Annotated in this window: 17 protein-coding genes; 16 read left to right on the forward strand and 1 reads right to left on the reverse strand. The window is 60.6% G+C overall.

The genetic code is table 11. From position 1 onward, the window contains the following. The first annotated feature begins 159 nt into the window (after window positions 1-159). The 13 genes from LOY31_RS01105 (at window position 160) to LOY31_RS01165 (ending at window position 13,037) form a co-directional block, all read left to right on the forward strand. Entirely contained in the window at window positions 160-2,520 is a 2,361-nt protein-coding gene (locus tag LOY31_RS01105; protein ID WP_258712720.1) for a TonB-dependent receptor, read from the forward strand. A gap of 23 nt (window positions 2,521-2,543) precedes the next feature. After that, window positions 2,544-3,887, forward strand: coding sequence for an aryl-sulfate sulfotransferase (locus tag LOY31_RS01110; RefSeq protein WP_258712721.1), 1,344 nt, complete (start codon window positions 2,544-2,546; stop codon window positions 3,885-3,887). A 181-nt stretch (window positions 3,888-4,068) separates the two neighbouring features. Beyond that, window positions 4,069-4,395, forward strand: a complete 327-nt coding sequence (locus LOY31_RS01115; RefSeq protein WP_039764506.1) for a hypothetical protein — start codon at window positions 4,069-4,071, stop codon at window positions 4,393-4,395. Between the two features lie 379 nt (window positions 4,396-4,774). Beyond that, entirely contained in the window at window positions 4,775-5,587 is an 813-nt protein-coding gene (locus LOY31_RS01120; protein ID WP_221533586.1) for an energy transducer TonB, read from the forward strand. Between the two features lie 45 nt (window positions 5,588-5,632). Beyond that, on the forward strand, window positions 5,633-6,358 hold the full coding sequence (locus LOY31_RS01125; protein ID WP_007952775.1) for a MotA/TolQ/ExbB proton channel family protein: 726 nt from the start codon (window positions 5,633-5,635) through the stop codon (window positions 6,356-6,358). 1 nt (window position 6,359) lies between these two features. Next, window positions 6,360-6,761: a biopolymer transporter ExbD gene (locus tag LOY31_RS01130; RefSeq protein ID WP_003220570.1), complete on the forward strand. Its 402-nt coding sequence runs from the start codon at window positions 6,360-6,362 to the stop codon at window positions 6,759-6,761. Between the two features lie 169 nt (window positions 6,762-6,930). Next, a complete protein-coding gene (locus tag LOY31_RS01135; protein WP_007952774.1) occupies window positions 6,931-7,512 on the forward strand; it encodes an alpha/beta hydrolase in 582 nt (193 codons plus the stop codon). A gap of 57 nt (window positions 7,513-7,569) precedes the next feature. After that, a complete protein-coding gene (locus tag LOY31_RS01140; protein WP_258712722.1) occupies window positions 7,570-8,502 on the forward strand; it encodes a sigma 54-interacting transcriptional regulator in 933 nt (310 codons plus the stop codon). Between the two features lie 164 nt (window positions 8,503-8,666). Beyond that, the gene (locus tag LOY31_RS01145) at window positions 8,667-9,464 is read left to right on the forward strand and encodes a MetQ/NlpA family ABC transporter substrate-binding protein (RefSeq protein ID WP_011331930.1); all 798 of its coding nucleotides are present in this window, start codon (window positions 8,667-8,669) and stop codon (window positions 9,462-9,464) included. Between the two features lie 598 nt (window positions 9,465-10,062). Beyond that, window positions 10,063-10,728 (forward strand): amino acid ABC transporter permease, encoded by a 666-nt coding sequence (locus LOY31_RS01150; protein ID WP_258712723.1) that lies wholly within the window; start codon window positions 10,063-10,065, stop codon window positions 10,726-10,728. Beyond that, a complete protein-coding gene (locus LOY31_RS01155) occupies window positions 10,709-11,368 on the forward strand; it encodes an amino acid ABC transporter permease (RefSeq protein WP_007952770.1) in 660 nt (219 codons plus the stop codon). Before LOY31_RS01150 ends, LOY31_RS01155 begins: the two co-directional genes overlap by 20 nt. After that, window positions 11,365-12,162, forward strand: coding sequence for an amino acid ABC transporter ATP-binding protein (locus LOY31_RS01160; RefSeq protein WP_258712724.1), 798 nt, complete (start codon window positions 11,365-11,367; stop codon window positions 12,160-12,162). Before LOY31_RS01155 ends, LOY31_RS01160 begins: the two co-directional genes overlap by 4 nt. Beyond that, complete coding sequence (locus LOY31_RS01165) at window positions 12,159-13,037, forward strand: transporter substrate-binding domain-containing protein (RefSeq protein ID WP_007952765.1); 879 nt, start codon at window positions 12,159-12,161, stop codon at window positions 13,035-13,037. Before LOY31_RS01160 ends, LOY31_RS01165 begins: the two co-directional genes overlap by 4 nt. A gap of 144 nt (window positions 13,038-13,181) precedes the next feature. Here LOY31_RS01165 and LOY31_RS01170 read toward each other — a convergent pair whose 3' ends face one another. Next, entirely contained in the window at window positions 13,182-14,342 is a 1,161-nt protein-coding gene (locus tag LOY31_RS01170; protein ID WP_085608590.1) for an AAA family ATPase, read from the reverse strand. Between the two features lie 144 nt (window positions 14,343-14,486). Between LOY31_RS01170 and LOY31_RS01175 the strand changes: the two genes are divergently transcribed. The 3 genes from LOY31_RS01175 to LOY31_RS01185 are packed head-to-tail and all read left to right on the forward strand — an operon-like array spanning window position 14,487 to window position 19,701. Next, window positions 14,487-15,590, forward strand: a complete 1,104-nt coding sequence (locus LOY31_RS01175; protein WP_085608591.1) for an efflux RND transporter periplasmic adaptor subunit — start codon at window positions 14,487-14,489, stop codon at window positions 15,588-15,590. Then, window positions 15,587-16,651, forward strand: coding sequence for an efflux RND transporter periplasmic adaptor subunit (locus LOY31_RS01180; RefSeq protein ID WP_127796597.1), 1,065 nt, complete (start codon window positions 15,587-15,589; stop codon window positions 16,649-16,651). Before LOY31_RS01175 ends, LOY31_RS01180 begins: the two co-directional genes overlap by 4 nt. Further along, entirely contained in the window at window positions 16,648-19,701 is a 3,054-nt protein-coding gene (locus tag LOY31_RS01185; RefSeq protein ID WP_258712725.1) for an efflux RND transporter permease subunit, read from the forward strand. The genes LOY31_RS01180 and LOY31_RS01185 overlap by 4 nt, the downstream gene beginning before the upstream one ends. Window position 19,702 lies beyond the last annotated feature (1 nt).

Consider the following 19,702-nt stretch of genomic DNA (forward strand, 5'->3'; position numbering starts at 1 on the left):
CATAAAAAATATCCGGGAAATGCATTGGATATGCATTAGGTCGACTCCTTATAAAGGCAATCTCTTATGCAGTAAATCTTTGTAAAAACATAAATAAATAACTTAAAAGAATATGCAGCACGGAAGATGTCTGCGTGTTTTTTGACCAGGAGCAGCCCCATGAGTCCGTTGAACCTCGCTTCACCGCCGCCGCCACGACGGCTCAAACGTCTGCCTCTGGCCCTGTTGCTGGCGGGGAGTGCCAGCTGGACCCACGGCTACGCTGCGGAAACGGAAACCCCTGTGCCGGCACCGGCAGGCAAGACCGCGACCGCCACTTCGCAACTGGAAACCGTGACCGTCACCACCCGCCGTCGCGAAGAAAGCTCTCAGGATGTGCCGACGCCAATGAGCGTGGTGAGCGGCACGACTCTGGAGACGCAACGGGTCTACCGAATCCAGGATCTGCAGCAACTGGTGCCCAGCGTCAACGTCGCCTACATGCATGCGCGCCAGTCCAGCGTGTCGATCCGGGGCCTGGGCAACAACCCGGCCAGCGACGGTCTGGAAGGCAGCGTCGGGCTGTACATCGACAACGTTTATCTGGGCCGTCCGGGGATGGCGGTGTTCGACCTGATGGACATCGAACAGCTCGAAGTCCTGCGCGGGCCGCAGGGGACTTTATTCGGCAAGAACACCACCGCCGGGGTGATCAACATCAGTACCCGCGCGCCGAGTTTCACCCCGGAGCGCAGCATCGAGACGTCGGTCGGCGAGGACGGTTACTTCCAGACCAAGGGCACGCTTTCCGGGCCGCTCAACGATCAGTTGGCCGGACGCATCTCTGCCTATCGCACCCGCAGCGACGGTGACATCAAGAACGAATTCAACGGCCATGACCTGAACGGCGGTTCCCGCGACGGCTTCCGGGCGCAACTGCTGTTCAAACCCAACGAAAACTTCAATCTGCGCTGGATCGGTGACTACAACGAAGAGGATTCCAGCGCCGGCACCCGCGTGCTGTACAACACCGGGCCGACCATCAACGGCGTCAATCTCTACTCGGCCCGCGCCGCCGCTGCCGGTGCGACGCTGGTCAACGGCTCGCACCGCAAGGTCAATCTGGACAATGACCAGCACGTCACCGTGCATCAGGGCGGCACGTCGGTGGAGGCCAACTGGACCCTTCCGAGCGACTTCACCCTGACCTCGGTCAGCTCTTACCGCTTCTGGAATTTCACCCCGCGCAACGACGACGGTCTCAACGTGCCGGCGACCTACAACGCCGGGGTGTCGGTGGAGGACAAACAGTATTCCCAGGAATTTCGCCTCGCGTCGCCCAAGGGCGAGTTCTTCGATTACGTCCTCGGTGCCTACTATTTCGGCTCGGACCTGGACAACAAATCCTTCGCCTATTACGGCCCGCAGGCAGACATCTGGAACGGCACGCCACGGGGTGCGCTGGCCAACGTCAACAGTGTCGGCCGTGGCCATATCAAGACCGACAGCTTCGCGCTGTTCGCCCAAGGCACCTGGCACCTGACCCCGCGTCTGGATTTCACCGCCGGGGTGCGTGGCACCTATGAAGAGAAGAACGCCTGGGTCAATCGTGATGCACCGGTCGGTGGCGCCGCTGTCACGGGTGCCGCAGCCACCGCGCGACGTGGCCGGACCGGCGCCTACGATTCCGGCGACCTGAATCAGTACAGCTCCAGCCCGTCCGGATTGCTCAACCTCAGCTATCGCTTCACCGATGATCTGCTCGGCTACGCCACGTTGTCTCACGGCGAAAAGTCCGGCGGGGTCAACCTCGTGGTCGGCTCGGCACCGACCGCTGGCGCCGACTCGTTGCTGATCGGCACCGAGCGCGCCAACAACGCCGAACTCGGCTTCAAGAGCACGCTGTGGGATCGGCGTTTGCAGCTCAACGCCAACGTGTTCTGGACTCAGGTCAACGCTTACCAGACCAACGCCTACGACGACGTCAACCGTGTGCAATACCTGACCAACGCCGGTTCAGTGCGCTCGCGCGGCGTGGAGTTCGAGAGCACCGTGATCCCGTTGCGCGGCCTGACGCTGAACTTCAACGGCTCGTACAACGACGTCAGTTACCTCTCGTACAAGGACGCGCCGTGCCCGCCGGAAGTCAGCCAGGCACCGGGTGCTCCGGCCTCGTGCGACCTCAGCGGTCATCAGGTGGTCGGCGCCTCGAAATGGATCGGCAACGCCAACGGCAAGTACGAATGGAATCTGGATAACGGCCTGCAACCTTACGTCACCGGCAGCTACGCGTTCCGCTCTAAAGCGGTGGGCACGGTCGAAGATTCCGACTATGGCCAGATCCCGAGCTATGCGGTGGTCAATCTCTCCACCGGCCTGCGCGGCGATTTCAATCAGGGTCAGTGGGACGTCTCGCTGTGGCTGAAAAACGCCTTCGACAAAACCTACTACACGACCCTGTGGACCGGCGGCAACGGCGGTTACGAAGGCCTGCTCGGTACGCCGCGCACCCTTGGCGTCACCGGTCGCTATGACTTCTGATCGACCCTTCAAGGAGCTGCATCATGTTGCGCATCAAAACCGCTTTACCGGTGTTGTTGTCCGGCGCAGTGCTCAGTGCCGGGGCGCTCGCCGCGCCCAGCGTCTACCCCACCGGCGTCACCCGTTACGACCCGGCCAAGGCCTTCAATCAATATGTGATCTTCAGCGGTGCCGACAAGCAGACGCACCTGATCGACATGAACGGCAACGAGGTCAAGAACTGGCCGCAGTCGGGTTTCCCGTCGGCGATCATCGACCCGAAACTGGTGGGTGGCGAGCGCGGCCATGTGTTGCTGCAACTGAGCGAAAAGGATCCAGGCAAGCTCGGCTCCGCCGGCAATGGCCTCGGCAATCAGAGCGTCGGCGAGCTGGACTGGAATGGCAAAGTCGTCTGGCAGTGGGGCGACAAGGCGCCCGGTGGTGCGGCGCAACAGCATCACGATCAGCGTCGCCTGAGCAACGGCAACACCGTGGTGCTGGCGAACAAGGTGCACAAGGTCAAAGGCTTCAAGGTGCCCGAGGTGATCGACGATGCAATCTACGAAGTCAGCCCCGCCGGTGCGGTGAAATGGCAGTGGCTGGCGTCGGATCACTTGAACGAATTCGGCTTCACCGCCGAGCAGTTGAAGCTGGTACGCGCCAGTGAAAATCCGGATTACCTGCACATCAACAACCTCAGCCTGGTGGGGCCGAACAAATGGTTCGATGCCGGCGACAAGCGCTTCAATCCGGACAACCTGCTGATCGATTCGCGCAACGCCAACTTCATCGCGATCATCGACAAACACAGCGGCAAGGTGGTCTGGCGCCTGGGGCCGAATCTGCCGTTGGCCAATCCGAAAACCGCGCAGAAAATCCCGCGCCCGGTGGACCAGTTCGTCGGTCAGCATGACGCGCACATCATCCCGGCCGGATTGCCCGGCGCGGGCAATCTGCTGGTGTTCGACAACCAGGGTTCGGCGGGTTACCCGAACGTCACGCTGGGGCTGATTTCCGGTTCGCGGGTGCTGGAGATCGACCCGGTGAAAAATGAAATCGTCTGGCAGTACAGCGCCGCCAATTCGAAGCAGCCGGGGTGGGCGTTCTACAGCTCGTTCATCAGCAGCGCGCGGCGCTTGCCCAACGGCAATACGCTGATCGATGAAGGCATGAACGGGCGGTTTTTCCAGGTGACGGCCAGTGGTGAAAACGTCTGGGAATACGTCAGCCCTTATCTGGGCAAGGCGCCGGGCAGCGACGCGATCAGCAACTGGGTCTATCGGGCCCTTCCTGTGAGTTATGACTGGGTGCCGGCAGGAACGCCGCGCTCGGAAACGGCAGTGATTGCGCCGGCCATTGGTGTGCAACAAACCAATGCCAGTCGTTAGTTATTAAGAGTCTTCCGAATCGAAATAAGTTATGAGCGACATGAATAGTGCATATAGCAATTTCGTTGAAAAGTCGCGTGGACAATAAATGAATGTCCAACCATCCTGAGTGTCGTGAGTTTCCAGGAGGAAACTTGCTCTCATCGGAAGACACTTATCCAACGATAAAGGAAATCTCGTTATGTCGAGCATTAATGGCACTTATGTAAATGCCAACTCTGGCGCCAAGCTGGTTATCACCGACGGTAATGATTCCAATGGCAGCTTCAGCGGCACCCTCAGCCAGGGTGGCGTGAATTATGACATCCGTTACGGGAACTACCACTTCCAGAACAGCACCGGCAACCCGACTACAATCGCGGTGCTGGCTCAGAACGGAAATAGTGGTTATCAGACCTGGACGCTGTTTTCGCCTGATCACAACTACGCGAAACTCCGGGCTACCGGCTCGCGCGTGAACTTCGATGGTGAAGTTGTGAATTTGGGTGGTGAGTTTCTGAAGCAATAAGAAATTCCGTAAATCGAAGGCCGATGCATTAAACATGCATCGGCCTTTTTATTTACCTCTTAAAAAGCTCGTCAACTATCACCTTGGCATTAGTTGTCACTGAATCCCGGGTCATCGATAACCCAATGCCTTGGATGAATACTTTTTATGCCAGGAAAGCATGTCGATTTCGGCGAATCGCTGGAAGCCTTGCAGGCCGTGGCTTTGGCGGAAATGACCGTTTCATATATTCCATAAGCGTCTATTCATAACATGAAAGATTACTTTCGGAGATAAGCGTCTAGCCCAATGATTGACCCATCGATCACGCCGTGGGGGATTCAACAAGCGGCGAATCGGCTACGCGAAAAAACGCAAAGAGACCGCAGGGAGTAAATCAATGGGCAATGTCCAGACCGCCGCCAGTGCACAGGAGGTGCTGTGGCGCCAGGCGCCGAGCGGCGAGTTGGTCGATCTCGGCCGGCCCCATCGTGTGCCGTTGGGGCAGCTGCGTTTGCAGCGCGCGCCCAAGGGCATTCTGAGCCGCCGCGAAACGATTCTGCTCGGCGTTCTGGCGCTGGTGGTGCATGGCGCGGTGATCTACTGGATCAACCAGCATCCGACACCGGCGCTGCCGATCGTGCCGCCGGAAATTCCACCGATGACCATCGAGTTTTCGCGCCCGGCGCCACCGGCACCACCTGTGGTTGTACCGCCACCACCGGCGCCTGTGGTCGAGCCTCCGCCACCGGTGGAGGACGAACTGGCAACCAAGCCACCACCGAAACCGAAGCCGATTCCCAAACCGAAACCGGTCGCCAAACCTGTATCGAAACCAGCGCCAAAAGCCGTCGAGCAACCCCCGGCTCCGCCACAACCGGCCGCTCCGGTCGCCGCGCCAGCGCCACCTGCACCACCGGCGCCTGCTCCGGTGACGCCGGCCTCGGCCAACGCCGCGTACCTGAAGAACCCGGCGCCGGAGTATCCGTCGCTGGCCCAGCGTCGCGGTTGGGAAGGCACGGTGTTGCTGCGGGTACACGTGTTGGCCAGCGGCAAACCGGGCGAGATCCAGATTCAGAAAAGCAGTGGCCGGCAACAGCTCGACGACGCGGCGCTGGACGCCGTGAAGCGCTGGAGCTTCGTGCCGGCCAAGCAGGGTGATGTCGCCCAGGACGGCTGGGTCAGCGTGCCTATCGATTTCAAGATTCATTAAACCGAAACCAATTTCGCGCTAAACGTTTACACGAGGGAACACATCATGACGTTACTGGCATCTCCACTGGAATCCATCGAAAGCGCGGTGATCTGGCTGCTGGTGGTCTTCTCTGTCGCCACCTGGGGCCTGGCATTGCTCAAGGCTTTGCAGTTCGGCCGGTTGAAGGCGCAGGACCGCAAGTTTCACAAGCGCTTCTGGGCGGCGTCGAGTCTGGACTCCGCCGCCGAGTTGAGCGAAACCCAGCCCGGCGCAGCAGCGCGGGTGGCACAGGCCGGTTATGCGGCGATACAAGTGGGCGAGGCGCCGCAGGCCAACGACCTGAGCCAGGCGATCAATCATCAGGATCGCCTCGAACGTGCCTTGCGCCAGCAGATCGTCCGCGAGCGCCGTTCGCTGGAAACCGGTCTGGCGGTGGTCGCGAGTATTGGCAGTACCTCGCCGTTCATTGGTCTGTTCGGCACGGTGTGGGGAATCATGGAAGCGTTGAAAGGCATCAGCGCGGCAGGCTCGGCGAGCCTGGAAACGGTCGCGGGGCCCATCGGTGCGGCGCTGGTCGCCACTGGTGTAGGGATCGCGGTCGCGGTGCCGGCGGTGCTGGTTTACAACTACTTTCTGCGTCGTCTGAAACTGACGGCGGCGGACCTGGACGACTTTGCCCACGACTTCTACAGCCTGGCGCAAAAGAGCTCGTTCCGCGTGCTGATCCACCCGACCGCGCATAAGGCAGCGGCCCAGGGCAACGCAACAAAAGTGAAGGAGGCGTCCTGATATGGCCTTCTCCACGCAAGACAGCGACGAGGTGCTGAGCGAGATCAACGTGACGCCGCTGGTGGACGTGATGCTGGTGCTGCTGGTGGTATTCATCGTCACCGCGCCACTGCTGACCAACGCGATACCGATCAACCTGCCGAAGACCGAAGCGGTGGCGCCGGTCGAGCAGAAAGACCCGTTGGTGGTGAGTATCGACGGTGCTGGAAAACTGTTTATCAACAAGGACGAAATCCAGCCGGACCTGCTGGAGTTCAACCTCAAGTCGGCCAAGGCCAAGGACCCGGAAGTGCGCGTGCAATTGCAGGCCGACGACGGGGTGAATTACGGCGAAGTGGCGCGAGCCATGGCTTCGATTGAGCGGGCGGGCATCACCAAGCTGTCGGTGATCACTGCACGATAAGGGTTTCACGTTTTTCCGGGGCCGTCTCCTTGGCAGGGTGCGGCCCCTTTTTTTGCCCAATGCTTAATATTCTTTTCAGATCTTAATAAATAGCTTCTTATTCCTTAACGAATATAAATCCCGTCCCTATACTCGTTCAGGAACAGACACGACGCAGGAGAGCTCCCCCATGCGCAACGAATCAATCCGTTATCTGATTGTGCCGGGCTGGCAAGGATCGCCAGAAGATCATTGGCAAACCCACTGGCAGAACAGCCTGCCCAACAGCGCGCGGGTGGAGCAGGCCGACTGGCTGACGCCGCGTCGTGAAGACTGGGTCGCGGCGCTGGCCGAGGCGATTGCCGCCGACAGCTCGCCAGTGATTCTCATCGCGCACAGCCTCGGCTGCATCACCGTGGCGCACTGGGCGGCCACCGCGCCACTGCATCATTTGCGTCAGGTGCGCGGGGCGCTGCTGGTTGCGCCGGCGGATGTCGAGCGCCCGGCGTGCGTGCCGGCACTGCGTAACTTCGCACCGATCCCGACCGATCTGCTGCCCTTCCCGAGCCAGGTCGTCAGCTCCGACAACGACGCCGCCGTCAGTGCGCCGCGTGCGCTGGAACTGGCGCGCAACTGGGGTGCCGAGGCGGGAATTCTCGCGGGCGCCGGCCATATCAACGTGAAGTCCGGGCATCAACGCTGGGAGCAGGGATTCGCTTATCTGTATCGCCTGCAAAACCGCATGGAACACCACGCCCGGCGCCGTGCCTGATCACTTTTATTTTTTTCAACGCCCCCGTCTCCCGGCGATTTGGGGCGGGAGTCTGCCATGAGTTTTGAAACCTTCGGTCAGCCGTTGCTGACCTTTCCCGATGCGGAAAAAAGTCCCCTGAGCATTCGCGCCAAGGCGCTGGTGTTTGTCGATCCACGCTCGCGCCAGTTGCGCGAGGAAATGGCGCAGCTCGCACCGCGCTCGACCTCTGTGTTGATTCGCGGCGAGACCGGCACCGGCAAGGAATTGCTCGCCCGCCACATCCACCGTGCCAGTGATCGCAGCGGGTTGTTTGTCTCGGTCAATTGCGGCGCCATCAGCCCGACCTACGCCGATGCCGAATTGTTCGGCTACGCCGCCGGCAGCTACAGCGGCTCGGCCAGCAGTCGCGCCGGCTGGTTCGGTTCGGCCAACGGCGGCACCTTGTACCTGGACGAGATCGGCGACCTGCCGCTGCCGATCCAGATCAAATTGCTTTCCGCCCTGGAAAACCACGAAGTCACCCGCGTCGGTGCACATCAACCGAGCCCGGTGGACGTGCGCCTGGTCGCTGCGACCAGCATCGATCTGGCGCAAGCGGTGGCGGCGGGGAAATTCCACGAGCGGCTTTATCACTATCTCAGCGAAGGGCATCTGGAACTTCCGGCATTGCGCGCGCGGGTCGGCGATATTCTGTCGTTGGCCGAGTACTTCCTCGGCATCTACAGCCAGCGCCTGGATCTGCCGGTGCCGCTGATCAGCGAAGCGGCGCAACAGGTGCTGGAGCAGCACAGCTGGCCGGGCAACACCCGGGAGCTGGAAAACGTCATTCATTTTGCGCTGCTGGTGAGTACCGGCGATGAAATCCTGCCGGAGCACCTGAACCTGCCCGAGGTGTCTGGGCCGCTGGTTCAGATCGAACGTCAGGTGGCGAGCGTGAGCCTCAACGGCACTGCTGGCGAACGTAAGGCATTGAAAGAATTGCTGTTGAGCCTGAGCGAGGCGTTGTAACCATTTTGTTCAACATGAACAAAATGGAATATGAAGCTGAATAAACGTTATTGTCCGGGAATAAAAAATCCCGGTATTGTCCGCTTCACGCCAGCAGTAGCACATCGCTGGCACACGTATTAATGCCGTCGTCGATGACGACCGATTTTCGATAAGGACACTGCATGAAAAAGGTTCTGTTGTTTACCGCATTGGCGGCTGCTCTGACTGCTTCCCTGGCCCAGGCCGGCGAGAAACTGGTGGTTGCTGCGACGCCGGTGCCGCACGCCGAAATCCTCGAGCTGATCAAGCCGACCCTCGCCAAAGAAGGCGTGGATCTGGAAATCAAGGTCTTCACCGACTACGTACAGCCGAACGTACAGGTGGGCGAGAAGCGTCTGGACGCCAACTACTTCCAGACCAAGCCTTACCTGGACAGCTTCAACGCCGGCAAATACAAGGACGACAAGGCCAAGTACCTGGTGACCGTGCAAGGCGTTCACGTTGAACCGTTCGGTGGCTACTCGAGCAAGTACAAGACCCTGGCCGAACTGCCGGACGGCGCCACCATCGCCATTCCGAACGAAGGCAGCAACAGCGGTCGCGCACTGATCCTGCTGCAGAAAGCCGGCCTGATCGAGCTGAAAGATCCTAAGAACGCTCTGGCCACGCCAAAAGACATCGCCAAGAACCCGCACAACTTCAAGTTCAAGGAACTGGAGTCGGCCCTGCTGCCGCGCGTTCTGAAAGAAGTCGATCTGGACATGATCAACACCAACTACGCGCTGGAAGCCAAGTTGAACCCGACCAAGGACGCCCTGGTGATCGAAGGCGCTGATTCGCCTTACGTGAACTTCCTGGTCGCCCGTGAAGACAACAAGAACAGCGACGCCATCAAGAAACTGGCCGCTGCCCTGACCAGCCCTGAAGTCAAAGCGTTCATCGAGAAGAAGTACAACGGCGCGGTACTGCCGGCGTTCTGATCCGACGCAACAGCAACCCACTTCAAGGTTGAAAAAAACGCCGATGACCAGCGATGGTCATCGGCGTTTTTGTGTGTGCGTTTGCGATGATCGTTCCCACGCTCTGCGTGGGAATGCCTCATCGGACGCTCTGCGTTCGGCTCTTGATGGGACGCGGAGCGCCCCGGGCTGCATTCCCACGCGGAGGGTTCGACGCCTCGACGTGGGAACGATCGAAGTGGGGGCTACGCAGCGCTGGTTTTCAGCGCCCGGCGCAAAGCCACCAGCCATTTCACGAAATCCTGCGGGTCCGGTCGCTGCGGCACTTTTACGTCCATGTTCTCTTCCTTGTTATGGGGTTGGCCGGGGGAGTCTGGCCAAAAGCTGTTCGTCCTTGGAGGGCTTTTACGAAAAAAAGATCCGTCCTACAGCGAAAGGAAAAATAGCCTTCTTATTCTGTCGGGGCAAACCCGCAGGATAGTTTTTTGCGTGATATCAATATGCTTTAACGGTATTTAAATTCTTTTTCTTATACCTTTAAAGTCGGTGCCTGCCGGACAGCTATCCGCTGCCCATGGACTGCACCACCGTCGCTTACCGAGCGGCGTCAGGATGTTTCATGACCTTCGATTACGCATTTATCCTCAGCACCCTGCCGGCGTTTCTCAAAGCCGTGGGCGTGACGCTGCAGGTCGGTTTGATCGCCATTGGCACCTCGCTGCTGGTGGCATTGCTCAATGCGACGATTCTGGTGTTCCGCACGCCTTACCTGCAAAAACTGGTCGGGCTGTATGTGGAGCTGGCGCGCAACACGCCGCTGCTGATCCAGTTGTTCTTCGTCTACTTCGCGCTGCCGGCGCTGGGGATCAAGGTTTCCGGTTTCACTGCGGCGATCATCACCATGACTTTTCTCGGCGGCGCCTACCTCACCGAAGTGCTGCGCGCCGGCGTCGATGCGGTGCCTCAGGCGCAACTGGAATCCGGTCGCTCCATCGGCTTGTCCCACGGCCAGTTGCTGCGCTACGTGATCCTGCCGCAAGCCGGAATCCTCAGCCTGCCGTCGCTGTTCGCCAACTTCATTTTCCTGCTCAAGGAGACCACCGTGGTCTCGGCCGTGGCGGTGCCGGAAATTCTCTACACCACCAAAAGCTACATCGCGCTCTACTACAAGACCTACGAAATGCTCGCCGTGCTGACGCTGATCTGCGTGATGTTGTTCCTGCCGCTGTCGCTGCTGTTGAGCCGTCTGGAAAGGAGGCTCCAGCATGGCCAGTTCGGGTCTTGAACTGCTCTGGGTGTCGTTGCCGCAGTTGGCAAAAGGCGCCGGGCAAACCCTGTCGATCTCGTTCCTGAGCATCGCCATCAGCACCGTCGGCGGCGTGCTCTACGGCGTGCTGCGCACGCTCAACGTGACGTGGCTGAACGCGCTGCTGCGGATCTATCTGGAGCTGTTCCGGGCGATCCCGGTGCTGGTCTGGTTGTACCTGCTGTTTTTCGGCCTGCCGATTTTTTTCGGCCTGAGCCTGCCGAGCTTCTGGTGTGCGGTGCTGGTGCTGTCGCTGTGGGGCGCCAGCGAGGTGGGCGAAGTGGCGCGCGGTGCGTTGCATTCGTTGCCGCGCGGGCAGCGTGAGGCGGGGCTGTCGATCGGTCTTAACGCGGCGCAGCTCTACGGTTACGTGCTGTTGCCCCAGGCGCTGAAACGCATGACGCCACCGACCATCAACGTCTACACGCGGATCATCAAGACCAGTTCGCTGGCGGTGCTGATCGGCGTTGTCGATGTGATCAAGGTCGGTCAGCAGATCATCGAGCGCACCTACGAATCAGTGCTGATCTACGGCGCGCTGTTCCTGTTTTTCTTTTTCATCTGCTATCCGCTGTCGGCCGCCTCGCGCGTGCTGGAGCGGCGCTGGACGCAAGCATGAGCGCATTGATCGAGTTTCAGGGCTTCAACAAATTCTTCGGCGAACAGCAGGTGCTCAAGGGCATCGACCTGCAAGTGAAATCCGGCGAAGTCATCGTCATCCTCGGCCCCAGCGGCTGCGGCAAAAGCACCCTGCTGCGTTGCCTCAATGGTCTGGAAACCGCCCACAGTGGCTCTCTGAAATTCGCCGGCCGCGAATTGCTGGACAAGGCCACCGACTGGCGCGAAGTGCGTCAGCAGATCGGCATGGTGTTCCAGAGTTATCACCTGTTTCCGCACATGAGCGTGCTCGACAATTTGCTGCTCGGCCCGCTCAAAGTGCAGAAACGCGAACGCCGCGAAGCACAGCAGCAAGCTGAAGCGTTGCTCGAACGCGTAGGCTTGGCGGACAAGCGCGACGCCTTCCCGCGCCAGCTCTCCGGCGGCCAGCAGCAACGCATCGCCATCGTCCGCTCGTTGTGCATGAACCCGCGGGTCATGCTCTTCGACGAAGTCACCGCCGCCCTTGATCCGGAGATGGTCAAGGAAGTGCTGGAAGTGATTCAGGGCCTGGCCCGCGAAGGCATGACCCTGCTTATCGTCACCCACGAAATGGCCTTCGCCCGCGCGGTGGCCGATCGCATCGTGTTCATGGATGCCGGGCGCATCCTTGAACAGAACCCGCCCGAGCTTTTCTTTACGAACCCGCAAACCGCACGCGCGCAGCAGTTCCTGGAGAAGTTCTCCTACGTTGAAGCACTGCCTTCAACGACTTCGCCCAAAACGACTCAACCCAAGGAACTGGAACTGCCATGAAAACTGCCAAAGCCCTATTTGCTTTACCGCTGATCAGCCTTGCGCTGCTGGCCGGCTGCAACAAGACCGAAGAACCGGCCAAGCCGAAAGTCGCCAGCGAAAGCACCGCGCCGGCCGGTTACCTGGACAAGATCAAGGCCCGCGACAAACTGATCGTTGGCGTATTCACCGACAAACCGCCGTTCGGTTTCGTCAACGAAGCGGGGCGTTACGTCGGCTTCGATACCGACATCGGCCGTCAATTCGCCAAGGATCTGCTGGGCGACGAAAACAAGGTCGAGTTCGTGGCCGTCGAGCCGGCGAGCCGCATTCCGTTCCTGCAAAGCGACAAGGTCGACCTGATCCTCGCCAACATGACCGTGACCCCGGAGCGCAAGGAAGCGGTGGAATTCACCAATCCGAACCTCAAGGTCGCGGTGCAGGCGTTGGTGCCCCAAGGCAGCGAAGTGAAGAAACTGGATGACCTGGCGACCCGCACCACCATCGTCACCACCGGCACTACCGCCGATATCTGGCTGACCAAGAACCACCCGGACTGGAAACTGCTGAAGTTCGAGAAAAACTCCGAGTCCCTGCAAGCCCTGGCCAACGGCCGTGGCGATGCCTACGCGCAGGACAATCTGGTGCTGTTCAGCTGGGCCAAGCAGAACCCGGGCTACCGCGTGCTGGACGAAAAACTTGGCGCCGAAGCGCCGATTGCCCCGGCGGTGAAGAAGGGCAATATCGAATTGCGCGACTGGGTGAACACCGAACTGGCCAAGCTGGGCGAAGAGAAATACCTGCTCAAGCTGTATGACCAATATGTGCGCAAAGAGCTGAGTGATGACACCAAGCCAGAGAGCGTGATTGTTGAAGGCGGGAAGTGGCAGGGTTAACTCCCTGACAGATGATCGTTCCCACGCTCCGCGTGGGAATGCAGCCCGTGACGCTCCGCGTCACTGGACGCGGAGCGTCCCCAGAGGCATTCCCACGCAGAGCGTGGGAACGATCAGATACGGTGTGGGATCGAGAGTGTGAGGCTAATCAGGCCAATTCCACGCCGGCTCATCCAGAATCCTCTGCCCGACGATCCCCGTCTGGCCGAGGTTTTTTTCCAGCACGATGCAATTGCATTCCGGGTCTTCCTGCAACGCCGAAATCAAGCGCCGGGCATGGGACACCACCCACACCTGACACTGCTCCGACACGCGGATGATCAAGCGCGCCAGCGCTGGCAGCAGGTCCGGATGCAGGCTGGTTTCCGGCTCGTTCAGCACCATCAGCGATGGCGGGCGTGGCGTCAGCAGCGCGGCGACCAGCAGCAGATAGCGCAACGTGCCATCCGACAGTTCCGCCGCCGACAACGGCCGCAGCAATCCTTCCTGAAAAAACTCGATGGCAAAGCGTCCGCCCGCCAGCGGTGCGATATTCAGCCGTGCGCCGGGAAAGGCGTCGCTGATCGCCGCCTGCAACGCCTCGGGATCGCCGATCTCGCGGATGGTCTGCAACGCCGCTGCCAGATCGCGCCCGTCGTGGTGCAGCACCGGCGTGCGCGTGCCCAGTTGCGGCTGGCGTACCGGGGCGTCGGCGTCGCTGCGAAAGTGATCGTAGAAGCGCCAGCGGCGGATGAACTCGCGCATCTGGAACACTTCCGGCGAGGTGCGCAGGCTGCCGACCTGATCGAACAGGCTGTCGAAGTTCGGCGTGTATTGCGCCAGAACATCCCAGCCACGACCTTCACGGGCACGGATCATCGGCCCGTCGCGATCCACCAGCAGGCTGGCCGGACGATAGAGCGGCCCGGCCCAGATGCATTCCTTTTTGATTTCCGGGTCGAGGGAAAAGAACGAGAGGCTTGGCTCCGGCAATCCCAGGGCGATCGAATAGCTGAAATCTTCCCCGGCAAAGCCCAGACGCAGGCGTTTGACACCTTGGCGCACCGTGGACTGGATCGGCACTTCACCGTTGCGCATGCGACGGCTGATGGTTTCCGGCCCGGCCCAGAAGGTCGAGTCGAGCCCACCCTCTCGGGCCAACGCATTGACCACGCCGCCCTGAGCGGTTTCCGCCAACAGCCGCAGCGCCCGGTAAAGGTTGGACTTGCCGCTGCCGTTGGGGCCGGTGATCAGGTTCAGACGGCCCAGCGGGATTACCAATTTATTGATCGAGCGGTAATTGGCCACCGCGAGGGTCTTGAGCATGAAAATCCTTCTTGAGTGCCCCGAAATCCGGGTCAGGATACTCGCTGCACAGAAATGCATATATCGCCCGGACGAAGGTTGAACCCTGTTCTAAGCTCATAGTCGTATCGTCACTTGCACGTTCGTACACAGGAAGGAGTCTGCATGGCGAGTCCCGGATTGAAAACAGCGGTCATGCTGAGTCTGTTCGCTTTGTTGAGCGCGTGCGGCGAGAAAAAGGCCCCCGCCGAATACCTGCCCCGGGTCTTCGTGCAGGAGGTCAACCCCGCCAATTACGCCGCCGCTGTGACCCTCACCGGCGATGTTCAGGCCCGCGTGCAGACCGAACTGTCGTTCCGGGTCGGCGGCAAGATCATCCAGCGCATGGTCGATGTCGGTGACCGGGTCTCGGCCAAACAAGTGCTGGCCAAGCTCGATCCGAAGGATTTGCAGACCAACGTCGATTCCGCCCAGGCCCAGGTGGTGGCCGAGCAGGCGCGGGTCAAACAGAGCGCCGCCGCGTTCGTCCGCCAGCAGAAACTGTTGCCCAAGGGCTACACCAGCCAGAGCGAATACGATTCGGCGCAGGCCGCCTTGCGCAGCAGCCAGAGTGCCTTGAGTGCGGCCCAGGCGCAGTTGGCCAATGCCAAGGATCAACTGAGCTACACCTCGCTGATTGCCGATGCGCCGGGCGTCATCACTGAGCGTCAGGCTGAAGTCGGCCAGGTGGTTCAGGCCACGGCACCGATTTTCAGCTTGGCCCGGGACGGCGACCGTGACGCCGTGTTCAATGTTTACGAATCCCTGCTGGCCGAACGGCCGGCGGAGCGTTCGATCGTCGTCAGTCTGCTCGACAACCCCGCCATCAAGACCACCGGCACCGTGCGTGAAATCACCCCGGCGGTGTCTGCGCAGTCCGGCACGGTGCAGGTCAAGGTCAGCCTCGACAGCCTGCCGCAGGGGATGCAACTGGGCTCAGTGGTGAGCGCCACGGCCAAGGGCACCGGCAAGTCGGCGGTTGAATTACCGTGGTCGGCGCTGACCAAGAACGTCAGCGATCCGGCGGTGTGGATGGTCGACGATAAAGGTGAAGCGCAGTTGCACAACGTCACCGTCAGCCGCTACCTGATCGGCAAGGTCATCATCAGCGAGGGCCTCAAGGGCGGGGAAAAAGTCATTGTTGCGGGTGGGCAGTTGCTGCATCCGGGCATGAAGGTCGAAATTGCCGAAAACACCTACAAGGATCTGCAACCGGGAGCACAGCCATGAAGCGTCTGGGGCTGTTATCCATTGGCGTGTTGCTGGCCGCCTGCTCGAAAAGCGAGCCACCGCCGGAACCGGTACGGCCGGTGTTGTCGGTCAAGGTCGAAGCCATGAGCGAGGAAAACCTCGGGCGTTTCGCCGGCAGCATTCAGGCGCGCTATGAAAGCAACACCGGTTTTCGTGTCGGCGGGCGCATTGCCAGCCGCAACGTCGACGTCGGTACCGAGGTGCAGAAGGGCACGCTGCTCGCCACCCTCGATCCGTCCGATCAGCAGAACCAGCTGCGTTCGGCCCAGGGCGACCTGGCCAAGGTTCAGGCACAACTGATCAACGCCCAGGCCAATGCCCGCCGTCAGCAAGCGCTGTTCGACCGTGGCGTCGGGGCGCAGGCGCAACTGGACATTGCCATGACGGACCTGAAAACCACCCAGGCCTCGCTGGATCAGGCGCGGGCGGCGGTCAATCAAAGCAAGGATCAACTCGACTACACCGAGCTGCGCTCCGATCACAAAGCCGTGGTCACCGCGTGGAACGCCGAGGCCGGGCAAGTGGTGACGGCGGGCCAGCAAGTGGTGACCCTGGCGCAACCGGACATCAAGGAAGCCGTGATCGATCTGCCGGACACTCTGGTCGATGAAATCCCGTCCGACGTTGTGTTTCTGGTGGCCGGACAACTCGATCCGAGCATTAACACCACGGCCACCCTGCGCGAGATCGAACCGCAGGCACAAAGTGCGACACGCACCCGACGCGCACGGCTGACCCTGGCCAACACGCCTGACGGCTTCCGCCTCGGCACGGCGATCAGCGTCACCCTCAGCTCGGCGATCAAGCCGCGTATCGAATTGCCAGCCACGGCGTTGCAGGAGGTCGACGGGAAACCGCGAATCTGGGTCATCGACACCCAAAGCAAGACCGTCAACCCGCGCGACGTCAGCGTGATCAGCCGCACCGACAGCAGCGTGGTGCTCGCAGGGGGCGTGAAGAACGGCGAGCGTGTGGTCAGCGCCGGCGTCAACAGTCTCAAACCCGGACAATCCGTGAAACTTGACGAGGACAGTCAATGAAAGGCTCTTTCAATCTCTCCGAATGGGCCCTCAAGCATCAGTCTTTCGTCTGGTATCTGATGTTCGTCGCGTTGCTCATGGGGGTGTTCTCCTACTTCAATCTGGGGCGCGAGGAAGACCCGTCGTTCACTATCAAGACCATGGTGATCCAGACCAAATGGCCGGGCGCGACCCAGGAGGAAACCCTCAAGCAGGTCACCGACCGCATCGAGAAAAAACTCGAAGAACTCGACTCCCTCGACTACGTGAAAAGCTACACGCGCCCCGGCGAATCGACGGTGTACGTGTACCTGCGCGACACCACCAGCGCCAAGGACATTCCGGAAATCTGGTACCAGGTGCGCAAGAAGATCGACGATATTCGCGGGCAATTTCCGCAAGGCATTCAGGGGCCGGGATTCAACGACGAATTCGGTGACGTGTTCGGCTCGGTCTACGCCTTCACCGCCGACGGCCTGACCATGCGTCAGTTGCGCGATTACGTGGAACAGGCGCGGGCCGAGATCCGCAATGTGCCGGGGCTGGGCAAGATCGAAATGATCGGCCAGCAGGACGAAGTGATCTATCTGAACTTCTCGACCCGCAAACTCGCGGCGCTGGGCATTGATCAGCGTCAGGTGGTGCAGAGCCTGCAATCGCAGAACGCGGTGACTCCGGCCGGTGTCATCGAGGCGGGGCCCGAGCGGATTTCCGTGCGGACTTCGGGGCAGTTCGCTTCGGAGAAAGACCTGGCCGAGGTCAATCTCAAACTCAACGACCGTTTCTATCGTCTGGCGGACGTGGCCGACATCACCCGTGGTTACGTCGACCCGGCCACACCGGAATTCCGTTTCGACGGCAAGCCGGCGATCGGTCTGGCGATTGCCATGCAGAAGGGCGGCAACGTCCAGGAGTTCGGCAAGGCCCTGCATAAGCGCATCGATGAACTGACCGCAGATCTGCCGGTTGGCGTGGGCGTACACACGGTGTCCGATCAGGCAGTGGTGGTGGAGGAAGCAGTTGGCGGCTTCACCAGTGCGTTGTTCGAAGCGGTGGTGATCGTGCTGGTGGTCAGCTTCATCAGCCTCGGCGTGCGCGCCGGGCTGGTGGTGGCGTGCTCGATCCCGCTGGTGCTGGCGATGGTGTTCGTGTTCATGGAATACAGCGGCATCACCATGCAGCGGATTTCCCTTGGCGCTCTGATCATTGCCCTCGGCCTGTTGGTGGACGACGCGATGATCACCGTGGAAATGATGGTCACGCGCCTGGAAATGGGCGAGAGCAAGGAGGAGGCGGCGACATTCGCCTACACCTCGACCGCGTTCCCGATGCTCACCGGTACGCTGGTGACGGTCGCCGGTTTCGTCCCCATCGGTCTCAACGCCAGTTCTGCCGGCGAGTACACCTACACGCTGTTCGCGGTGATTGCCGTGGCGATGATCGTGTCCTGGATCGTGGCGGTGTTCTTCGCCCCGGTGATTGGCGTGCACATTCTCAGCACCAACGTGAAACCCCATGAAGCCGAACCGGGGCGTGTTGGTCGTGCATTCAATGGCGGTTTGCTGTGGTGCATGCGCAATCGCTGGTGGGCCATCGGCATCACTGTGCTGTTGTTTGTGCTGGCGGTGTTCTGCATGCGGTTTGTACAGAATCAGTTTTTCCCGTCCTCGGATCGACCGGAAATCCTGGTCGACCTCAACCTGCCGCAAAACGCTTCAATCGACGAGACCCGCAAGGCCGTCGACAAGCTCGAAGCCACGCTCAAGGGCGACGCGGACATCGTGCGCTGGAGCACCTACATCGGTCAGGGTGCGATCCGTTTCTACCTGCCACTCGACCAGCAATTGCAGAACCCGTACTACGCGCAACTGGTGATCGTCAGCAAAGACTTCGAAGCCCGCGAGGCCCTGAGTCAGCGTCTGCGCGAACGGCTGCACAAGGACTTCGTCGGCATCGGCAGTTACGTGCAGGCGCTGGAAATGGGCCCGCCGGTGGGGCGTCCGATCCAGTACCGGATCAGCGGCAAGGACATCGATCAGGTGCGCAAGCACGCCATCGACCTGGCAACTGAACTGGACAAGAACGAGCACATCGGCGAGATCATTTACGACTGGAACGAGCCGGGCAAAGTCCTGCGTATCGACATCGCCCAGGACAAGGCGCGCCAGCTCGGGCTCTCGTCCGAAGACGTGGCGAACCTGATGAACAGCATTGTCAGTGGCGCGCCGCTGACCCAGGTCAACGACGACATCTACCTGATCAACGTGGTCGGTCGCGCGGTGAGTTCGGAACGCGGTACGCCGGAAACCCTGCAGAACCTGCAGATCGTCACGCCCAATGGCACGTCGATTCCACTGCTGGCCTTCGCCACGGTTCGGTATGAACTGGAGCAGCCGCTGGTGTGGCGCCGTGACCGCTTGCCGACCATCACCATCAAGGCGTCGGTGCGCGACGAGATTCAGCCGACCGATCTGGTGAAACTGTTGAAGCCGTCCATCGACGCATTCGCCGAAAAACTGCCCGTTGGCTACAAGGTCGCCACCGGCGGTACGGTCGAGGAGAGTGGCAAGGCCCAAGGGCCGATTGCGAAAGTGCTGCCGCTGATGCTGTTCCTGATGGCGACCTTCCTGATGATCCAGCTGCACAGCGTGCAGAAGCTGTTCCTGGTGGCCAGTGTCGCGCCGCTGGGACTGATCGGCGTGGTGCTGGCGCTGGTGCCGACCGGCACGCCGATGGGCTTCGTGGCGATCCTCGGGATTCTGGCGCTGATCGGCATCATCATCCGCAACTCGGTGATCCTCGTGACCCAGATCGACGAGTTCGAGCGCAAAGGTTATGCGCCGTGGGATGCGGTGGTGGAAGCCACCGAGCACCGACGGCGCCCGATCCTGCTGACCGCCGCCGCGGCGAGCATGGGCATGATCCCGATCGCCCGGGAAGTGTTCTGGGGGCCGATGGCCTACGCGATGATTGGCGGGATCGTGATTGCGACCTTGCTGACGCTGCTGTTCCTGCCGGCGCTGTACGTGGCCTGGTACAAGATTCGCGAGCCGAAGAAAGAGGCGCAGTAAG

The sequence above is a fragment of the Pseudomonas sp. B21-021 genome (assembly GCF_024749205.1).
In the GTDB taxonomy this organism is placed as follows: Bacteria; Pseudomonadota; Gammaproteobacteria; order Pseudomonadales; family Pseudomonadaceae; genus Aquipseudomonas; species Aquipseudomonas paraglycinae.